Source organism: Herbaspirillum sp. GW103 (genome assembly GCF_000261365.1).
GTDB lineage: Bacteria > Pseudomonadota > Gammaproteobacteria > Burkholderiales > Burkholderiaceae_D > Herbaspirillum.
The window spans coordinates 676,316-695,222 of the sequence record NZ_AJVC01000004.1 but is presented as its reverse complement, the minus strand read 5'-3'; the positions used below and the strand labels follow the sequence as shown (position 1 = coordinate 695,222).

The following is an 18,907-nucleotide window of genomic DNA, read 5'->3' as shown; positions in this document are numbered from 1 at the left end:
TCAGAACGGCTGGCGCAGTTGTTCGAGGCTGTCCACATGGTCGCAGATGGCGCCGGGCGTGGTGAACCAGATCTCGCCGCGATCGCGCGCCGCCGCCAGGTGTTGCAGGGCGCCGCGCAGATGGCGCAGGCGATAGGGCTGGCCCACCAGATAGGGATGCAGGGCAATGCCCATCACCAGCGGTTGGCGCAGGGCCTGCTCGCGCATCTCGTCGAAATTGTCCACGATCATCCGGGCAAAGTCGCGGCCATCCATCTGGCGCGCCACGATCATGGGAATGTCGTTCAATTCCTGCGGGTAGGGAATCGACCACAGGGTTTCGCCGGTGCGGGTGCGCATGTGCACCGGCTGGTCGTCATGTGCCCAGTTGAGGGTGTAGCGATAGCCGCTCTCCTGCAGCAGGTCGGGCGTGACCAGACTTTCCGAAATCCAGGGCGAGAGCCAGCCCGTGGGCAGTACCCCGCTCCCGGCCTGGATGCGGTCGCGGCAGTGGCGCAGCAGAGCGGCTTCGGCCGACTCGTCCAGCTTGCCCTGTTGATGCGCGTTGGTGTGGCCATGGCCGATCAGTTCGTCACCCCGCGCGGCGAAGGCTTCGACCAGTTCCGGGCAATGATCGTAGAGCGCAGTGTTGATGAGCACGCCGGCGGGCAAGCCGAGTTGCTCGAACAATTCCAGGCAGCGCCAGGCACCGACGCGGTTGCCGTATTCACGCCAGGCATAGTTGAGCACATCGGGCTCGGGGCACACCGGCCCCAGCTTGGCCCCCAGTCCTTCCCCGAAGGCGAAGTGCTCGATGTTGAAGCCCAGGTAGACCGCCAGCCTTGCACCATTGGGCCAGCAATAGTCGGGCCGGCGATGGATGGGCGAGTAGCCGAAGCGGCCATGTGCGCGCAGGGCGCCGAAGGGGGCGCATCCCTCGTCATGGCCTGCGGCCTGGCGCGCGTCGGGGGGCAGGATCGTCGCTTGCATGGGGCCTCCTTACAGCTCGGCCAAACCGGCGCGCACCAGCAGGCGTTCGGCACTGTCGTTCCAGACATCCATCTGCACGATGAGCCCATGGCGGACCACATAGCGGTCCACGTAGCGATTGCCTTCGAAGGCCTCGCCATCGGGCCACACGCCGTACAGCGTGCCACGGTTGTAGACGATGGCCTGTGCCACGGTGGCGCCGGCCACCACTTCGGTCCCCTCGAAACGCTTCTTGACCCAACCGTAGCGCGTGGCATTGAAGGCGGCGCATTGCGCCGGATCGATCATTTCCCGCCCGCCGGTAAAACGGATCTTCAGCTCCGGGGAGACAAAGCGGCGCGCGGCCACCGGGTCGGGAATCATCAGCACGCGCAGGTATTCGTCCACCAGGGCGGCCGGATCGTAGGGCAGGGCAGTGGCCTGCGGGGTGATTGATGATGGTGCGGCGTGCATCATTTTCTCCAGGTTATGCACAAGCATTGTGCATTTATTGATTGCAAGTTGGATGGATTATCAGCGGCAATAAAGATTATTAAATGACGTCACTATTAGAGAGATATTGTCGGCAAAAATTAAGTCTTTCTGCTGCGCTTGGCATAGCCCTTGCATAAGTCATGCCGGGCAGAGTCACTCTCACTTACCGGAACCTTATGGAGGCAACACCATGATCCACCTTACCCGCCGCACCCTCATCGCCGTCGCTGCCGCCACCCTGGCCGCCGCGTTGTCCCCCCTGGCCATGGCGGCCGAGCCCATCAAGATCGGTCTGGTCACCGCGCTGTCCGGCCAGTCGGCCCAGGCCGGCGAGGCGCTCACGCGCGGCATGAGCATCGCCATCGACGAGATCAATGCCAAGGGCGGCCTGCTCGGTGGGCGCAAGCTGGAACTGGTGCGTCGCGATGACGAGGGCAATCCGGCCAAGGGGGTGGTGGCCGCACGTGAACTGATCTTCAAGGACAAGGTGGCGGTGCTCTTCGGTGGCCTCGATACGCCGGTCTCGATGGCCATCGTGCCCATCATCAACCAGCAGAAAGTGCCCTTCGTCGGTCCCTGGGCGGCCGGCACCGGAGTGACCAAGAATGGCGCCAATCCCAACTATGCCTTCCGCGTCTCGGCAGTCGATGAGCTGGTGGACAAGGCCATGCTCAACTACGCGCAGAAGACCTTCAACAGCAGCAAGGCCGGCCTGATTCTGGTCAACAATCCGTGGGGTGAATCGAATGAAAAGGGCATCGTCGCCGCGCTCGCCGAGAAGGGCCTGAAGCCCGCCGGCATCGAGAAGTTCGAGGCCAGCGACGTGGACGTGGTACCGCAACTGAGCCGCCTGAAGGCCGCCGGTGCCGATACCCTGTATCTGGTGGGTAACGTCGGCCCCTCGGCCCAGGTGGTCAAGTCGCTCGACCGCATGGGCTGGAAGGTGCCGGTGGTCTCGCACTGGGGCCCGGCCGGTGGTCGCTTCACCGAACTGGCGGGACCGAACGCGAAGAACGTCCACTTCATCCAGACCTTCAGCTTCTTCGGCAAGCTCTCGCCGGTAGGCGAGAAGGTGGTGGCCGAGCTCAAGGCCAAATATCCCGCCATCAAGGGCCCGGACGATATCACCCCCGCCGTGGGCGTGGCCAATGCCTACGACGGCATGCAGCTGGCGGCGCTGGCCATTGCCAAGGCCGGGTCCACCGATGGGGACGCGATCCGCGAAGGTTTCTACAAGATCGACCGCTACGAGGGGCTGATCAAGACCTACGTCAAGCCTTTCAGCCCGACCGTGCATGACGCCCTGCAAGCCGATGATTACGTCTGGGCGCAGTTCATCGACAACCGCATCCTGCCGGTCGGCATGTCCCGGTAAACCCCTTGGTCAAGACAATGCGCCGCCGCTGCCCGCAGCTTTGCGCGGGCAGGGCGGCGCCAGGAGAACGCGATGCTGCTGTTGTCGGCACTGATCAGCGGATTCGGACTGGGCAGCATGTACGGTCTGATGGCGCTCGGTTTTTACATGACGTATGCCGTCTCCGGCACCGTCAATTTTGCGCAGGGCAGCTCCATGATGCTGGGTGCCGTGCTGTGCTTCACCTTCGCCCAGACGCTGGGCTGGCCGATGTGGCTGGCCATCGTGCTGGCGCTGGCCGCCTGCGCGCTCTACGGCATGCTGGTCGAGGTGCTGGCGGTACGTCCGTTTGCGCGCCAGGGATCGAATGCCTGGCTGATGTCGACGGTGGCCTTGGGCATCGTGCTGGACAACCTGGTCATGCACACGTTCGGCAAGGAGCCGCGCAGCCTGCCCTCGCCCCTGGCACAGTCCTCCATCGAGCTGGGCGGCATGGGCCTGGGCGTTTATCCGCTGCAGTTGCTGATCCCGCTCGTCGGCCTGGCCCTGGCCGCGCTGCTGCACACCATCTCGCGCCGTACGCGCTGGGGTACCGCCCTGCTGGCGGTGGTGCAGAACCGTGATGCGGCGCGCCTGATGGGCATCCCCATCACGCGCGCCATCGCGGCGGCCTTTGCGCTCTCGACCCTGCTGGCCGGGGTGGCGGGTGTGCTGATTGCCCCGCTCTTGAACGTCAATGCCGACATGGGCACGCTGTTCGGTCTCAAGGCGTTTGCCGTGGCCATCCTCGGTGGCATCACCAGCGCCTGGGGCGTGATGATCGCGGGCCTGCTGTTCGGTATGGCCGAAGCGCTCATCACGGCCACGCTCGGTTCCGGTTACACCCAGATCATCACCTTCGCCCTGGTGATTGCGGTGCTGGCCATTCGTCCCAATGGCCTGTTCGGCCGCGCACAGGTGAAAAAGGTATGAATCGTTTACCCCATTCCATCGCCCGCAGTCTGGAGGCGGCAGCACGGCCTGCGGCGGCGCCTGCGTCGGGTCGCATCAAGCTCGGGCTGGGCACACCGGCTGCCCTGGCGTTTTCTGCACTGGGCCTGATCGCCGCCATCACCCTGGCCCTGTCGATCAACAGCTATTACGTCTTCGTGCTGGCCGGCATCGCCCTGGTGGCCATCGTCGGCATCGGGCTCAATGTGCTCATCGGCCTGACCGGCCAGGTCTCCTTCGGTCACGTCGGTTTCTATGCGGTGGGCGCCTATACCGTCGCCATTCTCACCACCAAGGCCGGGCTCTCGTTCTGGCTGGCCTGGCCGCTGGCCGCCGTGGTCGCCGGTGCGCTGGGCGTGTTGCTGGCCTTGCCCGCGCTGCGGGTGAAGGGGCCGTATCTGGCGATGATCACGATCGCCTTCAGCTTCATCATCCAGCACGCCATCATCGAACTGCGCGACCTCACCGGCGGCCAGAACGGCATCATGGGCCTGAGCGCACCAGCCTTCCTGGGTTTGCAGGCCGAGCGTGCAATTGCGGTGCTGGGGCTGGTGACGGCTGCGGTGGTACTGGCCGCCTACTGCTGGCTCTCGCGCGGCAGCTGGGGCGCGGCCATGCGTGCGGTGCGCGACAGCGAGACCGCGGCCGAATCCATCGGTCTCAATCCGCTGGTCATCAAGACCGTCGCCTTTGCCTTGTCGGCGGCGCTGGCGGGGGTGGCGGGCGGTCTGTTCGCACCGCTGTCCACCTTCGTCACGCCCGATACGTTCAGCTTCATGCAGTCCATTCTCTTCGTGCTGGTGGTGGTACTGGGGGGCTCGGGGTCCATCCTTGGCCCCGTGATCGGTGCGGTCATCGTGGGCGCCTTGCCGGAACTGCTCTCCAGCCTGGAAGACTATCGTTTGCTGTTCTTCGGTGCCTTGCTGCTGCTGGTGCTGTGGGTCGCCCCGGATGGCGTGACCGGCCTGCTGGGCAAGCTGGCGGCGCGCTTGCGCAAGCCGGTGGTTTGCACTCGCGATGCGGTGCTGGCGGACGACGGGGCGGAAGTGGCGTTGCCGGTCCGCGTGCGCCGCGCCCTAGCAGCCGATGGCCTGACGATGGTCTTCGGGGGCGTGCGTGCGGTCAGCGATCTGGGCTTCGAGGTTCCCGGTGGCGCGGTCACCAGCCTGATCGGACCGAATGGCGCGGGCAAGACTACGGCCCTGAACATGCTCTCCGGCTTCTATCGTCCCAGTGCCGGTCAGTTCACGCTGGGCCAGATCGCCCTGGCGGGATTGCCGGCCTTCCGCATTGCGCGTCACGGCGTGGCCCGTACCTACCAGACGTCGCAATTGTTCGGCAGTCTTGCCGTGGCCGATAACGTGGCCCTGGCGTGTGGCCGTGGTCGCCTCGGCGGGCTGCTGTCGGCGCGGGGGTTCATTTCCGGTGAAGTGCGTGCACGCTGCCGTGAACTGCTGGATTTCTGCGGCTATCGCGGTGCGCTCGATATCCCCAGTGCCGACCTGGCACACGTCGATCGTCGCCTGGTGGAAATCGCCCGCGCGTTGGCGACCGATCCCGATGTGCTGCTGCTCGATGAACCGGCCGCCGGTCTCTCGCGCGAAGACAAGACCATGCTGGCGCAACTGCTGACGAAGATCGCAGAAGCCGGCATCAGCGTGGTAGTGGTCGAGCATGACATGGAACTGGTGATGCAGATCTCGCGCCGCATCGTCGTGCTTGATGCGGGCCAGCGCCTGGCCATCGGGACAGCGCAGGAAGTACAGAACGATCCGGCGGTGCGCAAGGCCTATCTGGGCGACGGCACGCAACAGGCGGTGGCAGCCGTGCGCGCAGCGATGAGCGGTGCGGATGAATTGCTGGGCGTGGGTGAACTGGTCACCGGCTATGGCGCCGAACCGGTCCTGCATGGCATCAACTTGCAGGTGCGCCAGGGAGAGATGATTGCGCTGCTGGGCGCCAATGGCGCGGGCAAGTCCACGCTCATGCGTTCATTGGCCGGCCTGCACCGGCCGGTACAGGGAGGCATCCACGCCGGTGGTGTGAACCTCATGGATCTGCGCGCCGAACAGATCGTGCGGCAGGGCGTGGTGCTGGTGCCGGAAGGGCGGCAGGTGTTTCCGGAACTGTCGGTGCTGGACAATATCCGTCTGGGTGCCTTCCTCTATCCCCAGGATGTGGAGGCGCGCGTGCAAGAGATGCTGGGCCGCTTCCCGCGCTTGCGTGAGCGCCTGCATCACCGCGCCGGTCTGCTCTCCGGTGGCGAGCAGCAGATGCTGGCCATTGCGCGCGGACTGATGTCGCGGCCGCGTGTGCTGCTGCTCGATGAGCCGTCCCTGGGTCTGGCGCCCAAGGTGATCGCCGAATTGTTTGCGGCGCTGGATCAGCTGCGTCGCGAGAACATGACCATCGTGCTGGTCGATCAGATGGCTGCGCTGGCCTTGTCCCTGGCCGATCGTGCCTACGTCATCGAAGGCGGCCGCGTGGTGGCGCAAGGGACCGCCGCCGAGATCGCCGCCAATGATGCGCTGGCCAGGGCCTATCTCGGCGCGCACTGACTTGCTGCAAGGAACGAACACATGGAATCAACCCAGCCCTACGAGATCAACCTGCCCGACGTAGTGGCCGAAGTGCGTCACGCCTTCGAACGTTACGAAGTGGCCCTGACCACCAACCAGATCGAGGTACTCGATGAATTGTTTCTCGAGGGGCCGCACACGGTGCGTTACGGCGCCACCGAGAACCTGGTCGGCACCGAGGCCATCCGCGCCTTCCGTCAGGGCCGTTCACCGAAGAGTCTGATGCGCAGCCTGCGCGCCACCGTCATCACCACCTATGGCCGCGACTATGCCGTGGCCGATACCGAATTCACCCGCGAGGGCGAAGTGCGCATCGGACGCCAGAGTCATACCTGGCTGCGTTGCCCGCAAGGCTGGCGCATCGTGGCCGCGCATGTCTCATGGATGGATGCCGCCAAGACGGTCCCCTGAAAGCTTTGCCGTCCGCGGGTATGATCCTCGCAGCAGTTTTCCCTACTCGACAAGAACATCAGGAGTCAGCCATGTTGTACAGCAAGACCTGTCTGGGCGGAATGGTCACCGCTCCCCATCACCTGGCCGCACAAGCCGGTGCGCAGATCCTGCGCGAGGGTGGCAACGCCGTCGAAGCCATGGTCGCGGCAGCGGCCACCATCGCGGTGGTGTACCCGCACATGAACGGCATAGGTGGCGATGGCTTCTGGGTCATCAGCGAACCGGGGCAGGAGCCGATAGCCATTCGCGCCTGCGGCCCCTCGGCGGCGCTGGCGACCAAGGACTTCTACGCCGCACATGGTCACAGTGCCATGCCCACACGCGGCCCGCATGCGGCGCTGACCGTGGCCGGTGCCGTGGGCGGCTGGTCGGCGGCACTGGAGCATGCCCGCCGTTTCGGCCGCGCCCTGCCATTGCCGGTGCTGCTGGCCGATGCCATCCGCCATGCGAAGAACGGCGTGCCCATCACCCGCTCCCAACACGAGCTGACCCGCGACAAGTGGGATGAGCTCAAGGACCAGCCCGGCTTCGCCGCCACCTATGCCGCTGACGGCATCGCCGCGCAGGGCAAGGTGCTGAAACAGTCAGCCCTGGCGGACAGCCTCTCGCGCCTGGCCGAGGCCGGTCTCGATGATTTCTATCGCGGCGACCTGGCGCAACGCCTTGCTGCGGGCCTGGAAGCGGCCGGCAGCCCATTGCGCCGCAGTGACCTGGAGGCCTTCCGCGCGCAGGTGGTACAGCCGCTGATGGTGCAATTGACGTCAGGCCGCGTCTACAACCTGCCACCGCCGACACAGGGTGTCTCGGCGCTGATGATCATCGGTCTGTTCGACCGTCTCGGTATCAAGGAGGCCGACGGCTTCGAGCACATCCACGCACTGGTGGAAGCCACCAAGCGCGCCTTCATCCTGCGCAACCAGCACGTGACCGACCCCGCCCACATGAGCGTGGATGCCGCGCACTGGCTGCTGGCCGAGGCGCTGGACCAGGAAGCCAGGCACATTGACATGCAGCATGCCGCCCCCTGGCCCCATCCGGCCAAGCCGGGCGACACCATCTGGATGGGTGCAGCCGATGCCCAGGGCCGCGTAGTGAGCTACATCCAGAGCATCTTCTGGGAATTCGGCAGTGGCGTGGTGGTGCCCGACACCGGCATCGTCTGGCAGAACCGAGGCGCCAGCTTCACGCTGGACGACGGCGCCAACCAGCTGCAACCGGGCAAGCTCCCCTTCCATACACTGAACCCTTCGCTGGCACGTCTGAATGACGGGCGCACTCTGGCCTACGGCACCATGGGCGGGGAAGGGCAGCCGCAGACGCAGGCGGCGGTATTCACCCGCCACGTGCTGTTCGGCCAGAACCTGCAGGCGGCGGTCAGCGCACCGCGCTGGCTGTTGGGGCGCACCTGGGGCGATGTCTCCACCAACCTGAAGGTGGAGGGCCGGGTACCGGCCGCCACCATCGAGGCCTTGCGTCGGGCCGGCCATGAGGTCCAGGTGGTGGAGGATTACACCGACATGATGGGCCACGCAGGAGCGGTCTGCGTCCATCCGGACGGGGTCATCGAGGGCGCCACCGATCCGCGTGCCGACGGAGTCTGTGCCGGCGTCTGAAAACGCCGCACCCGCGCCAACGGACCCACGCACTGGCATCCACACTCCCGCAGGCGGCCTTTGTCCGCCTGCGCGGCCACACTGGCGGAGAGCGAAGATTCTCACCAAGACTCGCCCGCCGTTGTCTTTTTGCATTTCCCGTAGTGCAGGAATTGACGCTTATTGCGCTCTTTTGCCGCCTTTGTCTCGGCTTTGACTCGCGAGAATTGGTGATTTTTTTGTCGTGGAAAAAAATTCTCGAAGTTTTTCGGGAAATGCGATGAAAAACCATAGTTGTTCTGGCAAGATGCCATAAACCTATGCGGTTCACAGGGGAGCCGTCATGTATCAAGCCGCGTCGCCATTTTGTCTGAATTGAACAAGAATAAAGCCCCATCTCCGCCGAATCTGTCGTCGCTGATTACGCTGGGGGTGGTCATCACCGTGCTCATCACGACCGTGTCGGTACTGATTCTGGTGGATCAGTTCACCCGCGGCTATGCGCGTTCGGAAAGCGAAACGCGCATGAAGCAGCTGGCCTGGCAGATGCGCGATGCGCTCGAACGTGGCATGCGCGAGCGCGAGATCGATCTGCGCCTGCTGGTGCAGCGGCCTTCGGTGCGCGCCGGACAGGACCTGCCGCGTATCCGCCGGGTCTTCAATGAACTGCAGGCCAACGTCCCGCACTATGCGTGGATCGGGCTGGCGCGCCCCGACGGTACCGTGGCGGTCGCCAGCAATGGCCTGCTGGAAGGGGCCAGCGTGGCCGAGCGGCCTTGGTTCAAGGAGGGCATCAACGGGGAATATGCGGCCGACTTCCATCCCGCCGTGCTGCTGGCGCAAAAGCTGCCGCCGCAATCCGATCCCTGGCGCTTCGTCGACCTGTCGGCGCCGGTTCATGACGTCGACGGACATTTACTGGGCGTGGTGGGTATGCACCTGTCCTGGTCATGGGCACGCGACATCGCTGCCAAGCTGCTGGATCCGACCGTCAATCGTTACGACGTCGAGGTCATCCTGGTACGCGATGACGGCACCGTCATCCTCGGTCCCAAGGGCATGGAAGAGGGCAAGGTCGACACCCCCAGTTGGCGCGCCGCGAAGGCCAGTCCGGAGGGCGGTTCGCTGCTGGAAACCTGGCCCGATGGCCGCCGCTACGTCAGCGGCTACGCCCGCACTGGCCGCAACGATGGCATGAAGCTGCAATGGAGCGTGATCGTACGCCAGCCCGAGACCGTGGCGCTGCATGCCTTCCGTGATCTGGAGCAGCGGGTGATCCTGGTCGGTGCCCTCTCGGGGGCGGTACTGGTGATCCTGGCCTTCATCCTCACGCGTCGCCTGGTCGCCCCCATCAATGCCCTCTCGGCGGCGCTGGAGCAGCGCGCCGCAGGTCGTCCGGACGTTGCCATCCCGCAGGTCAACAGCTATCGCGAGATCCAGTTGCTGTCTTCGACCCTGGTCAACATGGTCGAGCGAGAAGAAGCCTATCTGCGCGAAGTGCGTTCGCTCAACGAAAGCCTGGAGCAGCGCGTAGCCGAACGCACCAGCCGCCTGCATGAAACCGCCAGTGCCCTGCAGCAGGCGCTGGACCAGCAGCAGGCCAACCAGATCCAGCTCGAAGAAAGTGCCGCCGAGTTGCGCGCCATCCTCGAAAATGCCCAGGACGCCTTCATCGCCGCCGACGAACAGGGCCGCGTGGTCGAGTGGAACCGCCAGGCCGAACTGCTCCTGGGCTGGCCACGTGACCAGGCCATGGGGCGCGACATGGCCGAACTCATCATCCCGCCGGACATGCGTGCGGCCCATAACCGCGGCATGGCGCAGTTCCTCAAGGATGGCACCAGCGTGGTCATCAACAACCGCATCGAGCTGCAGGCCCTGCATCATGATGGCCATGAACTGCCCGTCGAGATCACGGTCGGGCATGTCAAGCGTCAGAGCGGTCATCTGTTCATCGCCTTCCTGCATGACATTACCGAGCGCCTGGCCTTCCGCGACCAGATGCGCGAACTGGCCCTCACCGATGTGCTGACCAGCCTGCCCAACCGCCGCGCCTTCAGCGACCGCCTGCCCGAGGGCATGATGCGCGCGCGTCGTGCCGACCAGTTGCTGGCGCTGTTCTTCATGGACATCGATGGCTTCAAGGGCGTCAACGACCGTTACGGCCACGAGGCCGGCGACGAGCTGCTGGTGGAGTTCGCCCGTCGTCTGCAACGCTCGGTGCGCGATGTCGACACCGTGGCGCGCCTGGCCGGCGATGAATTCGTGGTGATCCTGGAAAACCTGCAGACCCAGGAAGATGCGGTCATGGTGGCTGAGAAGATCCTCCACACCATCCGCGAACCCTTCCAGCTGACGCACTCCACCGTCAACATCTCCAGCAGCATCGGCGTGGCCGTCTATCAGCCCAACCTGGATGGCGAAGTCGGCCCTGAAGAGTTGCTGGCCATGGCTGACAAGGCCATGTATGCGGCCAAGCGCCTGGGCAAGAACCGCGTCGAACTGGGGCGCGTCGGCGACGTCTGATCCGCCGGGCGGTAGCTCGCCCGTCTCTGTTTTCCTTCCCTTTCCTTCCCTTTCCTTCCCTTTGCCTCCCGCGTTCGTCCCTGCTGGCGATACGCTTCGTCTCATTTACGGTTTGTTTACGCTCCTGCGCAAAACATTTACCGGGATTTGATGCTGCTTTCCCTATCGTTCGACTGTCTCGCTTTCCGCCCCGGGAAGCGAGCGCGACAACGTCAACAATGGAGCGGGAAATGTGGCAAACGGATTTTCTCTACATAGGCATGCTGGCCGTCTGCGGCCTTTCGATGTGGGCGTTCATCGCCCTGTGCAGCCGTCTGGAACGGCAGGAAGGCGAGAAGAAATGAACCTCATGACACTGCTGGGTCTGGTGGTGGCCATCGCCCTCCTGCTGTACCTGGTCTATGCCCTCATCAAGCCGGAGGATTTCTGACATGGACAGCAACAATTTTCTCCAGCTCGCCCTTTATCTGGTCATCCTGCTGGTCCTGTCCCTGCCGCTGGGCTGGTACATGGCCCGCGTGATGGAAGGCAAGTCCCGTGTGAACCGCCTTTTCGGCGGCATCGAGCGTATCTTCTATCGACTGTGCGGTATCAGCCGTGACCACGAGATGGACTGGAAGCAGTACGCTATCGCCGTCGTGCTGTTCAATGTCATCGGTGCCGTGGTGGTCTACCTGCTGCAGCGTGTGCAGCAATGGCTGCCGCTGAACCCGGCGGCACAGATCAACGTCAGCCCGGACTCATCCTTCAACACGGCGCTGAGCTTTGTCACCAACACCAACTGGCAGGGCTATGCGGGCGAAGCCACCATGAGCTACCTGACCCAGATGGCAGCCCTGGCGGTGCAGAACTTCTTGTCGGCGGCCACCGGCATCGCCATTGCCTTTGCGCTCATTCGCGGCTTTGCCCGTCACGGCAGCAAGAGCATCGGCAACTTCTGGGTCGACATGACCCGCAGCACGCTCTACGTGCTGCTGCCGCTGTCGGTGGTGTTCGCGCTGGTATTGGTGCAACAGGGCAGCATCCAGAACTTCCGTGCCTATCAGGAAGTGAAGACCCTGGAAGTGACCCACTACACCATCCCCAAGCTGGATGCTGCCGGACAGCCGTTGAAGGATGCCAAGGGCGAACCCGTGACCGAAGCGCAAAGCACCGACAGGCAGACCCTGCCCATGGGCCCGGTGGCCTCGCAGGAAGCCATCAAGATGATCGGCACCAACGGCGGCGGTTTCTTCAACGCCAATTCGTCCCATCCGTACGAGAATCCGACGCCGCTCTCCAACTTCCTGCAGATGCTGGCCATCCTCATCATCCCGGCTGCGCTGTGCACCAGCTTTGGCGTGCTGGTCGGCGATCGTCGTCAGGGCTGGGCCATTCTCGCCGCCATGACGCTGTTGTTCGTGGTGATGACGCTGGTGCTGATGTACTCGGAATCGCAAGCCAACCCGATGCTGGCGTCGCTGCACGCCTCCGGCCCGGGCATGATGGAGGGCAAGGAAACCCGCTTCGGCATTCCGGCCTCGGCGCTGTTCGCCTCCATCACCACGGCGGCTTCCTGCGGTGCGGTCAATGCCATGCACGATTCGCTCTCGCCCCTGGGGGGACTGGTACCAATGCTGCAGATGCAGTTGGGTGAAGTGGTGTTTGGCGGGGTCGGCTCGGGCCTGTACGGCATGCTCATCTTTGCGGTGCTGGCAGTGTTCATCGCCGGCCTCATGATCGGGCGCACGCCGGAATATCTGGGCAAGAAGATCGGCGTGTTCGACATGAAGATGATGTCCATCGCCATCCTCATGACGCCGGCCCTGGTGCTGATCTTCACCGCCCTCTCGGTGATGGTGGAAGCGGGCCTGGCCGGTATTGCCAACCCCGGCGTGCACGGCTTCTCGGAAATCCTCTACGCCTTCAGCTCGGCGGCCAACAACAACGGCAGCGCCTTCGCCGGGCTCTCGGCCAATACACCGTACTACAACATCACCACCGGCCTGTGCGCCTGGTTGGGTCGCTTCGGCATCATCGTGCCGGTGCTGGCCATGGCCGGTTCGCTGGCCGGCAAGAAGCGCCTGGCGGCCACCTCCGGCACCCTGCCCACGCATGGTCCGCTGTTCGTGGCGCTGCTCATCGGTGCCGTGATCCTGGTGGGGGCCCTGACCTATGTACCGGCGCTGGCGCTGGGACCGGTGGTCGAGCACCTGCAGATGATGGCGATGTAAATGATTTGGATGGATGGCGCCGGGCATTGCGCCCGGCGGAGCAACCCGCAACGGATACCCTTATGACTACCCCTTCGAGCAATACTCCGGCCGGCAGCACCCAAGTCGCGCCGACCGATGCCACCGTCAGCGCTGCGCAGACCACGCGCTGGATGTTCGATCCCAAGATCGTCAAGCCGGCCCTGGTCGACTCCTTCCGCAAGCTCTCGCCGCGCGTGCAATGGCGCAATCCGGTGATGTTCGTGGTCTACCTCGGCAGCATCCTGACCACACTGCTGTTCATCCAGGCCGTTACCGGTCGGGGTGATGCGCCGGCCGGTTTCATCCTCGCCATCGCCGCCTGGTTGTGGTTCACGGTGCTCTTCGCCAACTTCGCCGAGGCCCTGGCCGAAGGTCGCAGCAAGGCCCAGGCTGCGGCCCTGCGCGGCGTCAAGAAAAGCGTGCTGGCCAAGAAGTTGCGCAGTGCCGATTACACTCGTGGCATGGCGGTGGCCAACGCTGCACGCCAATGCGAAGTAGTGGAAGGTGGCAGTCTGCGCAAGGGTGATCTGGTGCTCATCGAAGCGGGCGATACGGTACCGGCCGATGGCGATGTCATCGAAGGCGTGGCCACCGTCGACGAGAGCGCCATCACCGGCGAATCCGCCCCCGTGATCCGCGAGTCCGGCGGCGACTTTTCGGCGGTGACCGGTGGCACGCGCGTGCTGTCGGACTGGATCGTGGTGCGTGTCTCGGTCAATCCCGGCGAAGCCTTCCTCGACCGCATGATCGCCATGGTCGAGGGCGCACGCCGCCAGAAGACCCCCAACGAGCTGGCGCTGACCCTGCTGCTGGTGGCACTGACACTGGTGTTTCTGCTGGTGACGGTGACCCTGCTGCCGTTCTCGATCTTCTCGGTCAATGCCGCCGGTGCCGGTGCACCGGTCTCGGTGACGGCCTTGATCGCCCTGCTGGTGTGCCTGATCCCGACCACCATCGGCGGCCTGCTCTCGGCCATCGGCGTGGCCGGCATGAGCCGCATGATGCAGGCCAACGTCATCGCCACCTCGGGCCGCGCCGTGGAAGCTGCCGGCGACGTCGACGTGCTGCTGCTGGACAAGACCGGCACCATCACCCTGGGCAACCGTCAGGCCGCCAACTTCATGCCGGCTCCGGGCGTCACCGAGCACGAGCTGGCCGACGTTGCACAACTGGCCTCCCTGGCCGATGAAACCCCGGAAGGCCGCAGCATCGTGGTACTGGCCAAGAACCGCTTCAACCTGCGTGAGCGCGAGATGGCCAAGCTGGGTGCGCAGTTCATCGCCTTCTCGGCCCAGACGCGCGTCTCCGGTATCGACATCGGCAATCGTCGCATTCGCAAGGGCGCAGCCGATGCCATCCGCAAGCTGGTGCGCGCGGCTGACCAGCGCCTGCCGGCCCAGGTGGAAAGCGACGTCGAAGCCATCGCCCGCCGTGGCGGTACGCCGCTGGTGGTTATCGAATGGAGCAACGAGGCCGCTGTCATTCAGCAGGGCGCACCGATCCGCATCTTGGGTACGGTGGAATTGAAGGACATCGTCAAGGGCGGCATCAAGGAACGCTTTGGCGAACTGCGTCGCATGGGTATCAAGACCGTGATGATCACCGGTGACAACCGCCTGACCGCAGCGGCGATTGCTGCCGAAGCGGGCGTCGACGACTTCCTCGCCGAAGCCACGCCGGAACAGAAACTGGCCCTGATCCGCCAGCACCAGGCCGAAGGCAAGCTGGTGGCCATGACCGGTGACGGCACCAACGACGCCCCGGCCCTGGCCCAGGCCGATGTGGCCGTGGCCATGAACAGCGGCACGCAGGCCGCCAAGGAAGCCGGCAACATGGTCGACCTTGATTCCAATCCGACCAAGCTGATCGAGATCGTCGAGATCGGCAAGCAGATGCTGATGACGCGCGGCAGTCTCACCACCTTCAGCATCGCCAATGACGTGGCCAAGTACTTTGCCATCATCCCGGCCATGTTCGTGGCCAGCTATCCGCAGCTGGGCGCGCTCAACGTGATGCGGCTGACCAGTCCCGACTCGGCCATCATGTCGGCGGTGATCTTCAATGCCCTGGTGATTGTCGCCCTGATCCCGCTGGCCCTGCGCGGGGTGGGCTATCGCGCCCTGGGCGCCGCCGTGCTCCTGCGCCGCAACCTCTTGATCTACGGCCTGGGCGGGCTGGTGGTGCCGTTCGTGGGCATCAAGCTGATCGACCTGCTGTTGACGGCCTTCGGCCTGGTCTGAACCTGATTTCGATTCTCAAGGAAAGTCACATGAAAACCTCGACTCCCCATCCTTTGCGTCCGGCCATCACCCTCTTCATCCTCCTGGGCGTGCTGCTGGGTGGCCTCTATCCCTTGCTGGTGACGGGCCTGGCGCAAGCCTTCTTTCCGCATCAGGCCAATGGCAGCCTGATCCAACGGCAAGACCAGCCAGTCGGCTCGGAACTGATCGGCCAGAACTTCACCAGCCCGGCTTATTTCTGGGGGCGCCCCTCGGCCACCGGCACCTTCCCCAACAATGGCATGGCCTCCGGCGGCAGCAATCTCGGTCCCACCAACCCGGCCTTGAAGCAAGCCGCAGAAGACCGCGCCAGGGCCTTGCAGGAGGCTGATCCGGGCAACAAGAGCCCCATCCCGATGGACCTGCTGACTGCTTCGGCCAGCGGCCTGGATCCCCACATCAGTCCGGCGGCTGCCCAGTACCAGGCCGGCCGCGTGGCGCGTGCACGTGGCATCACGGTGGAACAGGTGCGGGCGCTGATCCGCGCCAACAGCCAGGCGCCGCAATGGGGCCTGTTCGGCGAGCCGCGCGTCAATGTGCTCAAGCTCAATCTGGCGCTGGATGCGGCCGCACCCCTGCCCAAGGTGGACGCGGCCAGGTAGGTCCGGCCGCGCTTGCCGGGTGGCCGGTGGCATGCGTTGTGCGTGCCACCGGCTTTTTGCCACTACAATGCTCCATCCCTGACCGCCCGACATGAACACCCGCCCCGATCCCGACGACCTGCTCGAACGCGTGATGCGCGACGAAGAACGCCAGGCGCGCGGCCGCCTGAAGATTTTCTTCGGTTTCTCGGCCGGCGTTGGCAAGACCTTCGCCATGCTGGAAGCCGCCCAGGCACTGGCCGCGCAAGGCACGGACGTGATCGCCGGCGTAGTCGAGACCCATGGTCGTGCGGAAACCGAGGCGCAACTGGCCGGGATCACCCGACTGCCGATGCGCAGGCTGCCTTACCGGGATCGCCAGCTGCCCGAGTTTGATCTGGATGCCGCCCTGGAACGTCATCCCGGCGTGATCCTGGTCGACGAGCTGGCGCACTCCAACGTGCCCGGTTCGCGCCATGCCAAGCGCTGGCAGGACATCGATGAACTGCTGCGCGCCGGCATCGACGTCTACACCACCCTCAACGTGCAGCACATCGAAAGCCTCAACGACGTGGTCGGCCAGATCACCGGCATCCGCGTCTTCGAGACCGTGCCCGATCACGTCTTCGATGAAGCCGACGATGTCATGCTGGTCGATATCCCGCCCGATGAATTGCTGGCCCGCCTGCAACAGGGCAAGGTCTACCTGCCGCAGCAGGCCGAGAAGGCCGGGCGCCATTTCTTCCGCAAGGGCAACCTGATCGCCTTGCGCGAGATCGCTCTGCGCCGCACCGCCGACCGGGTCGATGCCGACATGCGCCAGTATCGCGCCGACCGGTCCATCGCCCAGCTGTGGCAGGCGCGCGAGCGTATCGTGGTGGCCGTGGGCAGCGGTGTCGGCGAGGAACGTCTGATCCGCGAAGCGGCTCGTCTGGCGGCCAAACTGCAGGCCCAATGGCTGGCCGTGCATGTGGATCTGCCAGGTCAGCATCAGGCCATGGAGGCGCGCGAGCGCGTAGTGGCCTACCTGAAGCTGGCCCAATCGCTGGGGGCCGAAACGGCCAGCATCAGCGGCGAGGAATTGTCCGCTGCGCTGCTGCAATTCGCGCGCAGCCGCAATGCCGGCAAGCTGGTAATCGGACAGGAAGCGGGCGGCTTGCGCCAGTTGCTGCGCTGGCCGCGCGGTACCCTGGCCCAGCGCATCGCCCGCAGCGGTGGCGAGATCGACCTCTACACCATCGCCCGCAGCCGTACCCGCGTACAGCAGGAGCATCCCGCCGGCGACAGTGCCGCCAGTGCCGCCGAGGCCCTGCTCATGCGGCGTCGTCATGCACGCGGCACGCTCTGGGCGGTGGCCAGCTGCGTGGCCACCACCACGCTGGCCTTCGTACTCGATGGCAAGCTGCATCCGGCCAATGTCATCATGCTTTACCTGGTAGGCGTGATGCTGGTGGCAATGCGCCATGGCCGTGGTGCTTCGATACTGGTGTCAGTGCTGTCGGTGCTGTCCTTCGATTTCTTCTTCGTCGATCCGCGCTTCTCCATCACGGTCTCCGATGCGCAGTACCTGCTGACGCTGGCGGTGATGCTGGCGGTGTCGCTGTTCATCAGCTCGCTCACCGCGCGCCTGCGCCGGCAGGCCAGCGTGGCCATGCAGCGCGAGGGGCGGGCCGCCAATCTCTACATGCTGGGCAAGGAATTGTCGGCCCTGCTCACGCTGGACCAGATCCTGGAAATCGGCCGCCGTCACCTGGCCGCCGTGTTCGGTGCGCGCATCGCCTTCTTCCTGCCCGACAGCGCCGACCAGTTGCGCCTGGCCGAACCCGAGCAGGACGGTGGCGGCGGGCATGTCTTGAAGAACGTCGATGCCGGCGTGGCCCAGTGGGTCTATGACAATGGCCAGGCCGCCGGCAAGGGCACGGCCACCTTGCCCTCGGCGGCGGCACTGTACCTGCCGCTGACGGCCACCATGCGTACGCGCGGGGTGCTGGCCTTTGCCATCGAGGCCGCCAGTCAGGAGGAGCAGCAACTCGCCACCGCCCAGCTGGCCCTGCCGGAGAATCGCCAGATGCTGGAGATCTTCTGCTCGCAGATCGCCATGGCCATCGAGCGTTTGCACTATGCCGAGGTGGCCCAGGATGCGGTAGTGACAATGGAGTCCGAACGCTTGCGCAATTCATTGCTCTCGGCGATTTCGCATGATCTGCGTACGCCGCTGACCTCGCTGGTCGGCAGCGCCGATGTCCTGGCCGCCAACGACCGGCTGGACGACGATGCCCGGGCTATGGCCCGCACCATCAGCGAACAGTCGCAGAAGATGGTCGGACTGATGAACAACCTGCTGGACATGGCGCGCCTGCAGGCGGGCGTGGTGACGCTCAATCGTCAGTGGAATGCGCTGGAGGAACTGACCGGCTCGGCGCTGCGCCTGCTGGCCAAGGCGCTGGAAGGCCGACCGGTGGACACGCACATCGCCCCCGACCTGCCGCTGTTGCGGGTCGATGCGGTGCTGCTGGAGCGGGTGCTGGCCAATCTGGTGGAAAACGCCATCAAGTATTCGCCCGCCGGCAGCCCCATCACCATCAGTGCACACGTGGAAGACAGCGATGGCCAGCCGCAGGTCAAGGTCTGCGTGAGCGATCAGGGGCGCGGCTTCCCGCCCGCCATGACACAGCACGCCTTTGAAAAATTCACGCGCGGCGACAATGAGTCCAGCACCCCCGGTGTCGGCCTGGGCCTGGCCATCTGCCGCGCCATCATCGAGGCGCATCAGGGGCGCATCTGGATTGCGCCGCAGGAAGCCGGGCAGGGCGCCACCGTCTGCTTCATGCTGCCGGTGGAGACCCAGCCAGCTTTGCCCGAGGAATAAGGACACC

The 18,907-nt window shown here is 64.9% G+C and carries 13 protein-coding genes; 11 read left to right on the top strand and 2 right to left on the bottom strand.

What is annotated here, in order from left to right; all coding sequences use genetic code 11:
• A complete protein-coding gene (locus tag GWL_RS15225) occupies nucleotides 1–969 on the bottom strand; it encodes a polysaccharide deacetylase family protein (RefSeq protein WP_008331774.1) in 969 nt (322 codons plus the stop codon).
• Nucleotides 970–978: 9 nt separating this feature from the next.
• A complete protein-coding gene (locus GWL_RS15220; protein ID WP_050978124.1) occupies nucleotides 979–1,422 on the bottom strand; it encodes a hypothetical protein in 444 nt (147 codons plus the stop codon).
• A 211-nt stretch (nucleotides 1,423–1,633) separates the two neighbouring features.
• Between GWL_RS15220 and GWL_RS15215 the strand changes: the two genes are divergently transcribed.
• The 11 genes from GWL_RS15215 (at nucleotide 1,634) to GWL_RS15165 (ending at nucleotide 18,900) form a co-directional block, all read left to right on the top strand.
• Nucleotides 1,634–2,818 carry an ABC transporter substrate-binding protein gene (locus GWL_RS15215; protein ID WP_008331769.1) on the top strand — a complete coding sequence of 395 codons (1,185 nt, stop codon included), beginning with the start codon at nucleotides 1,634–1,636 and terminating at the stop codon, nucleotides 2,816–2,818.
• Nucleotides 2,819–2,890: 72 nt separating this feature from the next.
• Nucleotides 2,891–3,769 (top strand): branched-chain amino acid ABC transporter permease, encoded by an 879-nt coding sequence (locus GWL_RS15210; protein ID WP_008331767.1) that lies wholly within the window; start codon nucleotides 2,891–2,893, stop codon nucleotides 3,767–3,769.
• Entirely contained in the window at nucleotides 3,766–6,345 is a 2,580-nt protein-coding gene (locus tag GWL_RS15205; protein WP_008331759.1) for a branched-chain amino acid ABC transporter ATP-binding protein/permease, read from the top strand. Before GWL_RS15210 ends, GWL_RS15205 begins: the two co-directional genes overlap by 4 nt.
• Before the next feature lie 21 nt (nucleotides 6,346–6,366).
• A complete protein-coding gene (gene hpxZ / locus GWL_RS15200; RefSeq protein WP_008331757.1) occupies nucleotides 6,367–6,777 on the top strand; it encodes an oxalurate catabolism protein HpxZ in 411 nt (136 codons plus the stop codon).
• Between the two features lie 71 nt (nucleotides 6,778–6,848).
• Nucleotides 6,849–8,432, top strand: a complete 1,584-nt coding sequence (locus GWL_RS15195) for a gamma-glutamyltransferase family protein (RefSeq protein WP_008331756.1) — start codon at nucleotides 6,849–6,851, stop codon at nucleotides 8,430–8,432.
• A 354-nt stretch (nucleotides 8,433–8,786) separates the two neighbouring features.
• Nucleotides 8,787–10,937 carry a diguanylate cyclase domain-containing protein gene (locus GWL_RS15190; protein ID WP_237713579.1) on the top strand — a complete coding sequence of 717 codons (2,151 nt, stop codon included), beginning with the start codon at nucleotides 8,787–8,789 and terminating at the stop codon, nucleotides 10,935–10,937.
• A 340-nt stretch (nucleotides 10,938–11,277) separates the two neighbouring features.
• The gene (kdpF, locus tag GWL_RS15185; RefSeq protein WP_034350945.1) at nucleotides 11,278–11,367 is read left to right on the top strand and encodes a K(+)-transporting ATPase subunit F; all 90 of its coding nucleotides are present in this window, start codon (nucleotides 11,278–11,280) and stop codon (nucleotides 11,365–11,367) included.
• Nucleotide 11,368: 1 nt separating this feature from the next.
• The gene (kdpA, locus tag GWL_RS15180; protein WP_008331752.1) at nucleotides 11,369–13,150 is read left to right on the top strand and encodes a potassium-transporting ATPase subunit KdpA; all 1,782 of its coding nucleotides are present in this window, start codon (nucleotides 11,369–11,371) and stop codon (nucleotides 13,148–13,150) included.
• Between the two features lie 152 nt (nucleotides 13,151–13,302).
• Nucleotides 13,303–15,411 (top strand): potassium-transporting ATPase subunit KdpB, encoded by a 2,109-nt coding sequence (gene kdpB, locus GWL_RS15175; RefSeq protein ID WP_034351233.1) that lies wholly within the window; start codon nucleotides 13,303–13,305, stop codon nucleotides 15,409–15,411.
• A 29-nt stretch (nucleotides 15,412–15,440) separates the two neighbouring features.
• Entirely contained in the window at nucleotides 15,441–16,052 is a 612-nt protein-coding gene (gene kdpC, locus GWL_RS15170) for a potassium-transporting ATPase subunit KdpC (protein WP_008331750.1), read from the top strand.
• 91 nt (nucleotides 16,053–16,143) lie between these two features.
• The gene (locus GWL_RS15165) at nucleotides 16,144–18,900 is read left to right on the top strand and encodes a DUF4118 domain-containing protein (RefSeq protein ID WP_008331743.1); all 2,757 of its coding nucleotides are present in this window, start codon (nucleotides 16,144–16,146) and stop codon (nucleotides 18,898–18,900) included.
• Nucleotides 18,901–18,907: the final 7 nt, after the last annotated feature.

Excerpts from the sequence above, each read along its gene's own strand:
- kdpA (WP_008331752.1), top strand. The coding sequence starts at position 11,369 with ATGGACAGCAACAATTTTCTCCAGCTCGCCCTTTATCTGGTCATCCTG.
- kdpF (WP_034350945.1), top strand. The coding sequence starts at position 11,278 with ATGAACCTCATGACACTGCTGGGTCTGGTGGTGGCCATCGCCCTCCTG.
- GWL_RS15210 (WP_008331767.1), top strand. The coding sequence starts at position 2,891 with ATGCTGCTGTTGTCGGCACTGATCAGCGGATTCGGACTGGGCAGCATG.
- kdpB (WP_034351233.1), top strand. The coding sequence starts at position 13,303 with ATGTTCGATCCCAAGATCGTCAAGCCGGCCCTGGTCGACTCCTTCCGC.
- GWL_RS15195 (WP_008331756.1), top strand. The coding sequence starts at position 6,849 with ATGTTGTACAGCAAGACCTGTCTGGGCGGAATGGTCACCGCTCCCCAT.
- GWL_RS15205 (WP_008331759.1), top strand. The coding sequence starts at position 3,766 with ATGAATCGTTTACCCCATTCCATCGCCCGCAGTCTGGAGGCGGCAGCA.
- GWL_RS15215 (WP_008331769.1), top strand. The coding sequence starts at position 1,634 with ATGATCCACCTTACCCGCCGCACCCTCATCGCCGTCGCTGCCGCCACC.
- kdpC (WP_008331750.1), top strand. The coding sequence starts at position 15,441 with ATGAAAACCTCGACTCCCCATCCTTTGCGTCCGGCCATCACCCTCTTC.
- GWL_RS15225 (WP_008331774.1), bottom strand. The coding sequence starts at position 969 with ATGCAAGCGACGATCCTGCCCCCCGACGCGCGCCAGGCCGCAGGCCAT.
- hpxZ (WP_008331757.1), top strand. The coding sequence starts at position 6,367 with ATGGAATCAACCCAGCCCTACGAGATCAACCTGCCCGACGTAGTGGCC.
- GWL_RS15165 (WP_008331743.1), top strand. The coding sequence starts at position 16,144 with ATGAACACCCGCCCCGATCCCGACGACCTGCTCGAACGCGTGATGCGC.
- GWL_RS15220 (WP_050978124.1), bottom strand. The coding sequence starts at position 1,422 with ATGCACGCCGCACCATCATCAATCACCCCGCAGGCCACTGCCCTGCCC.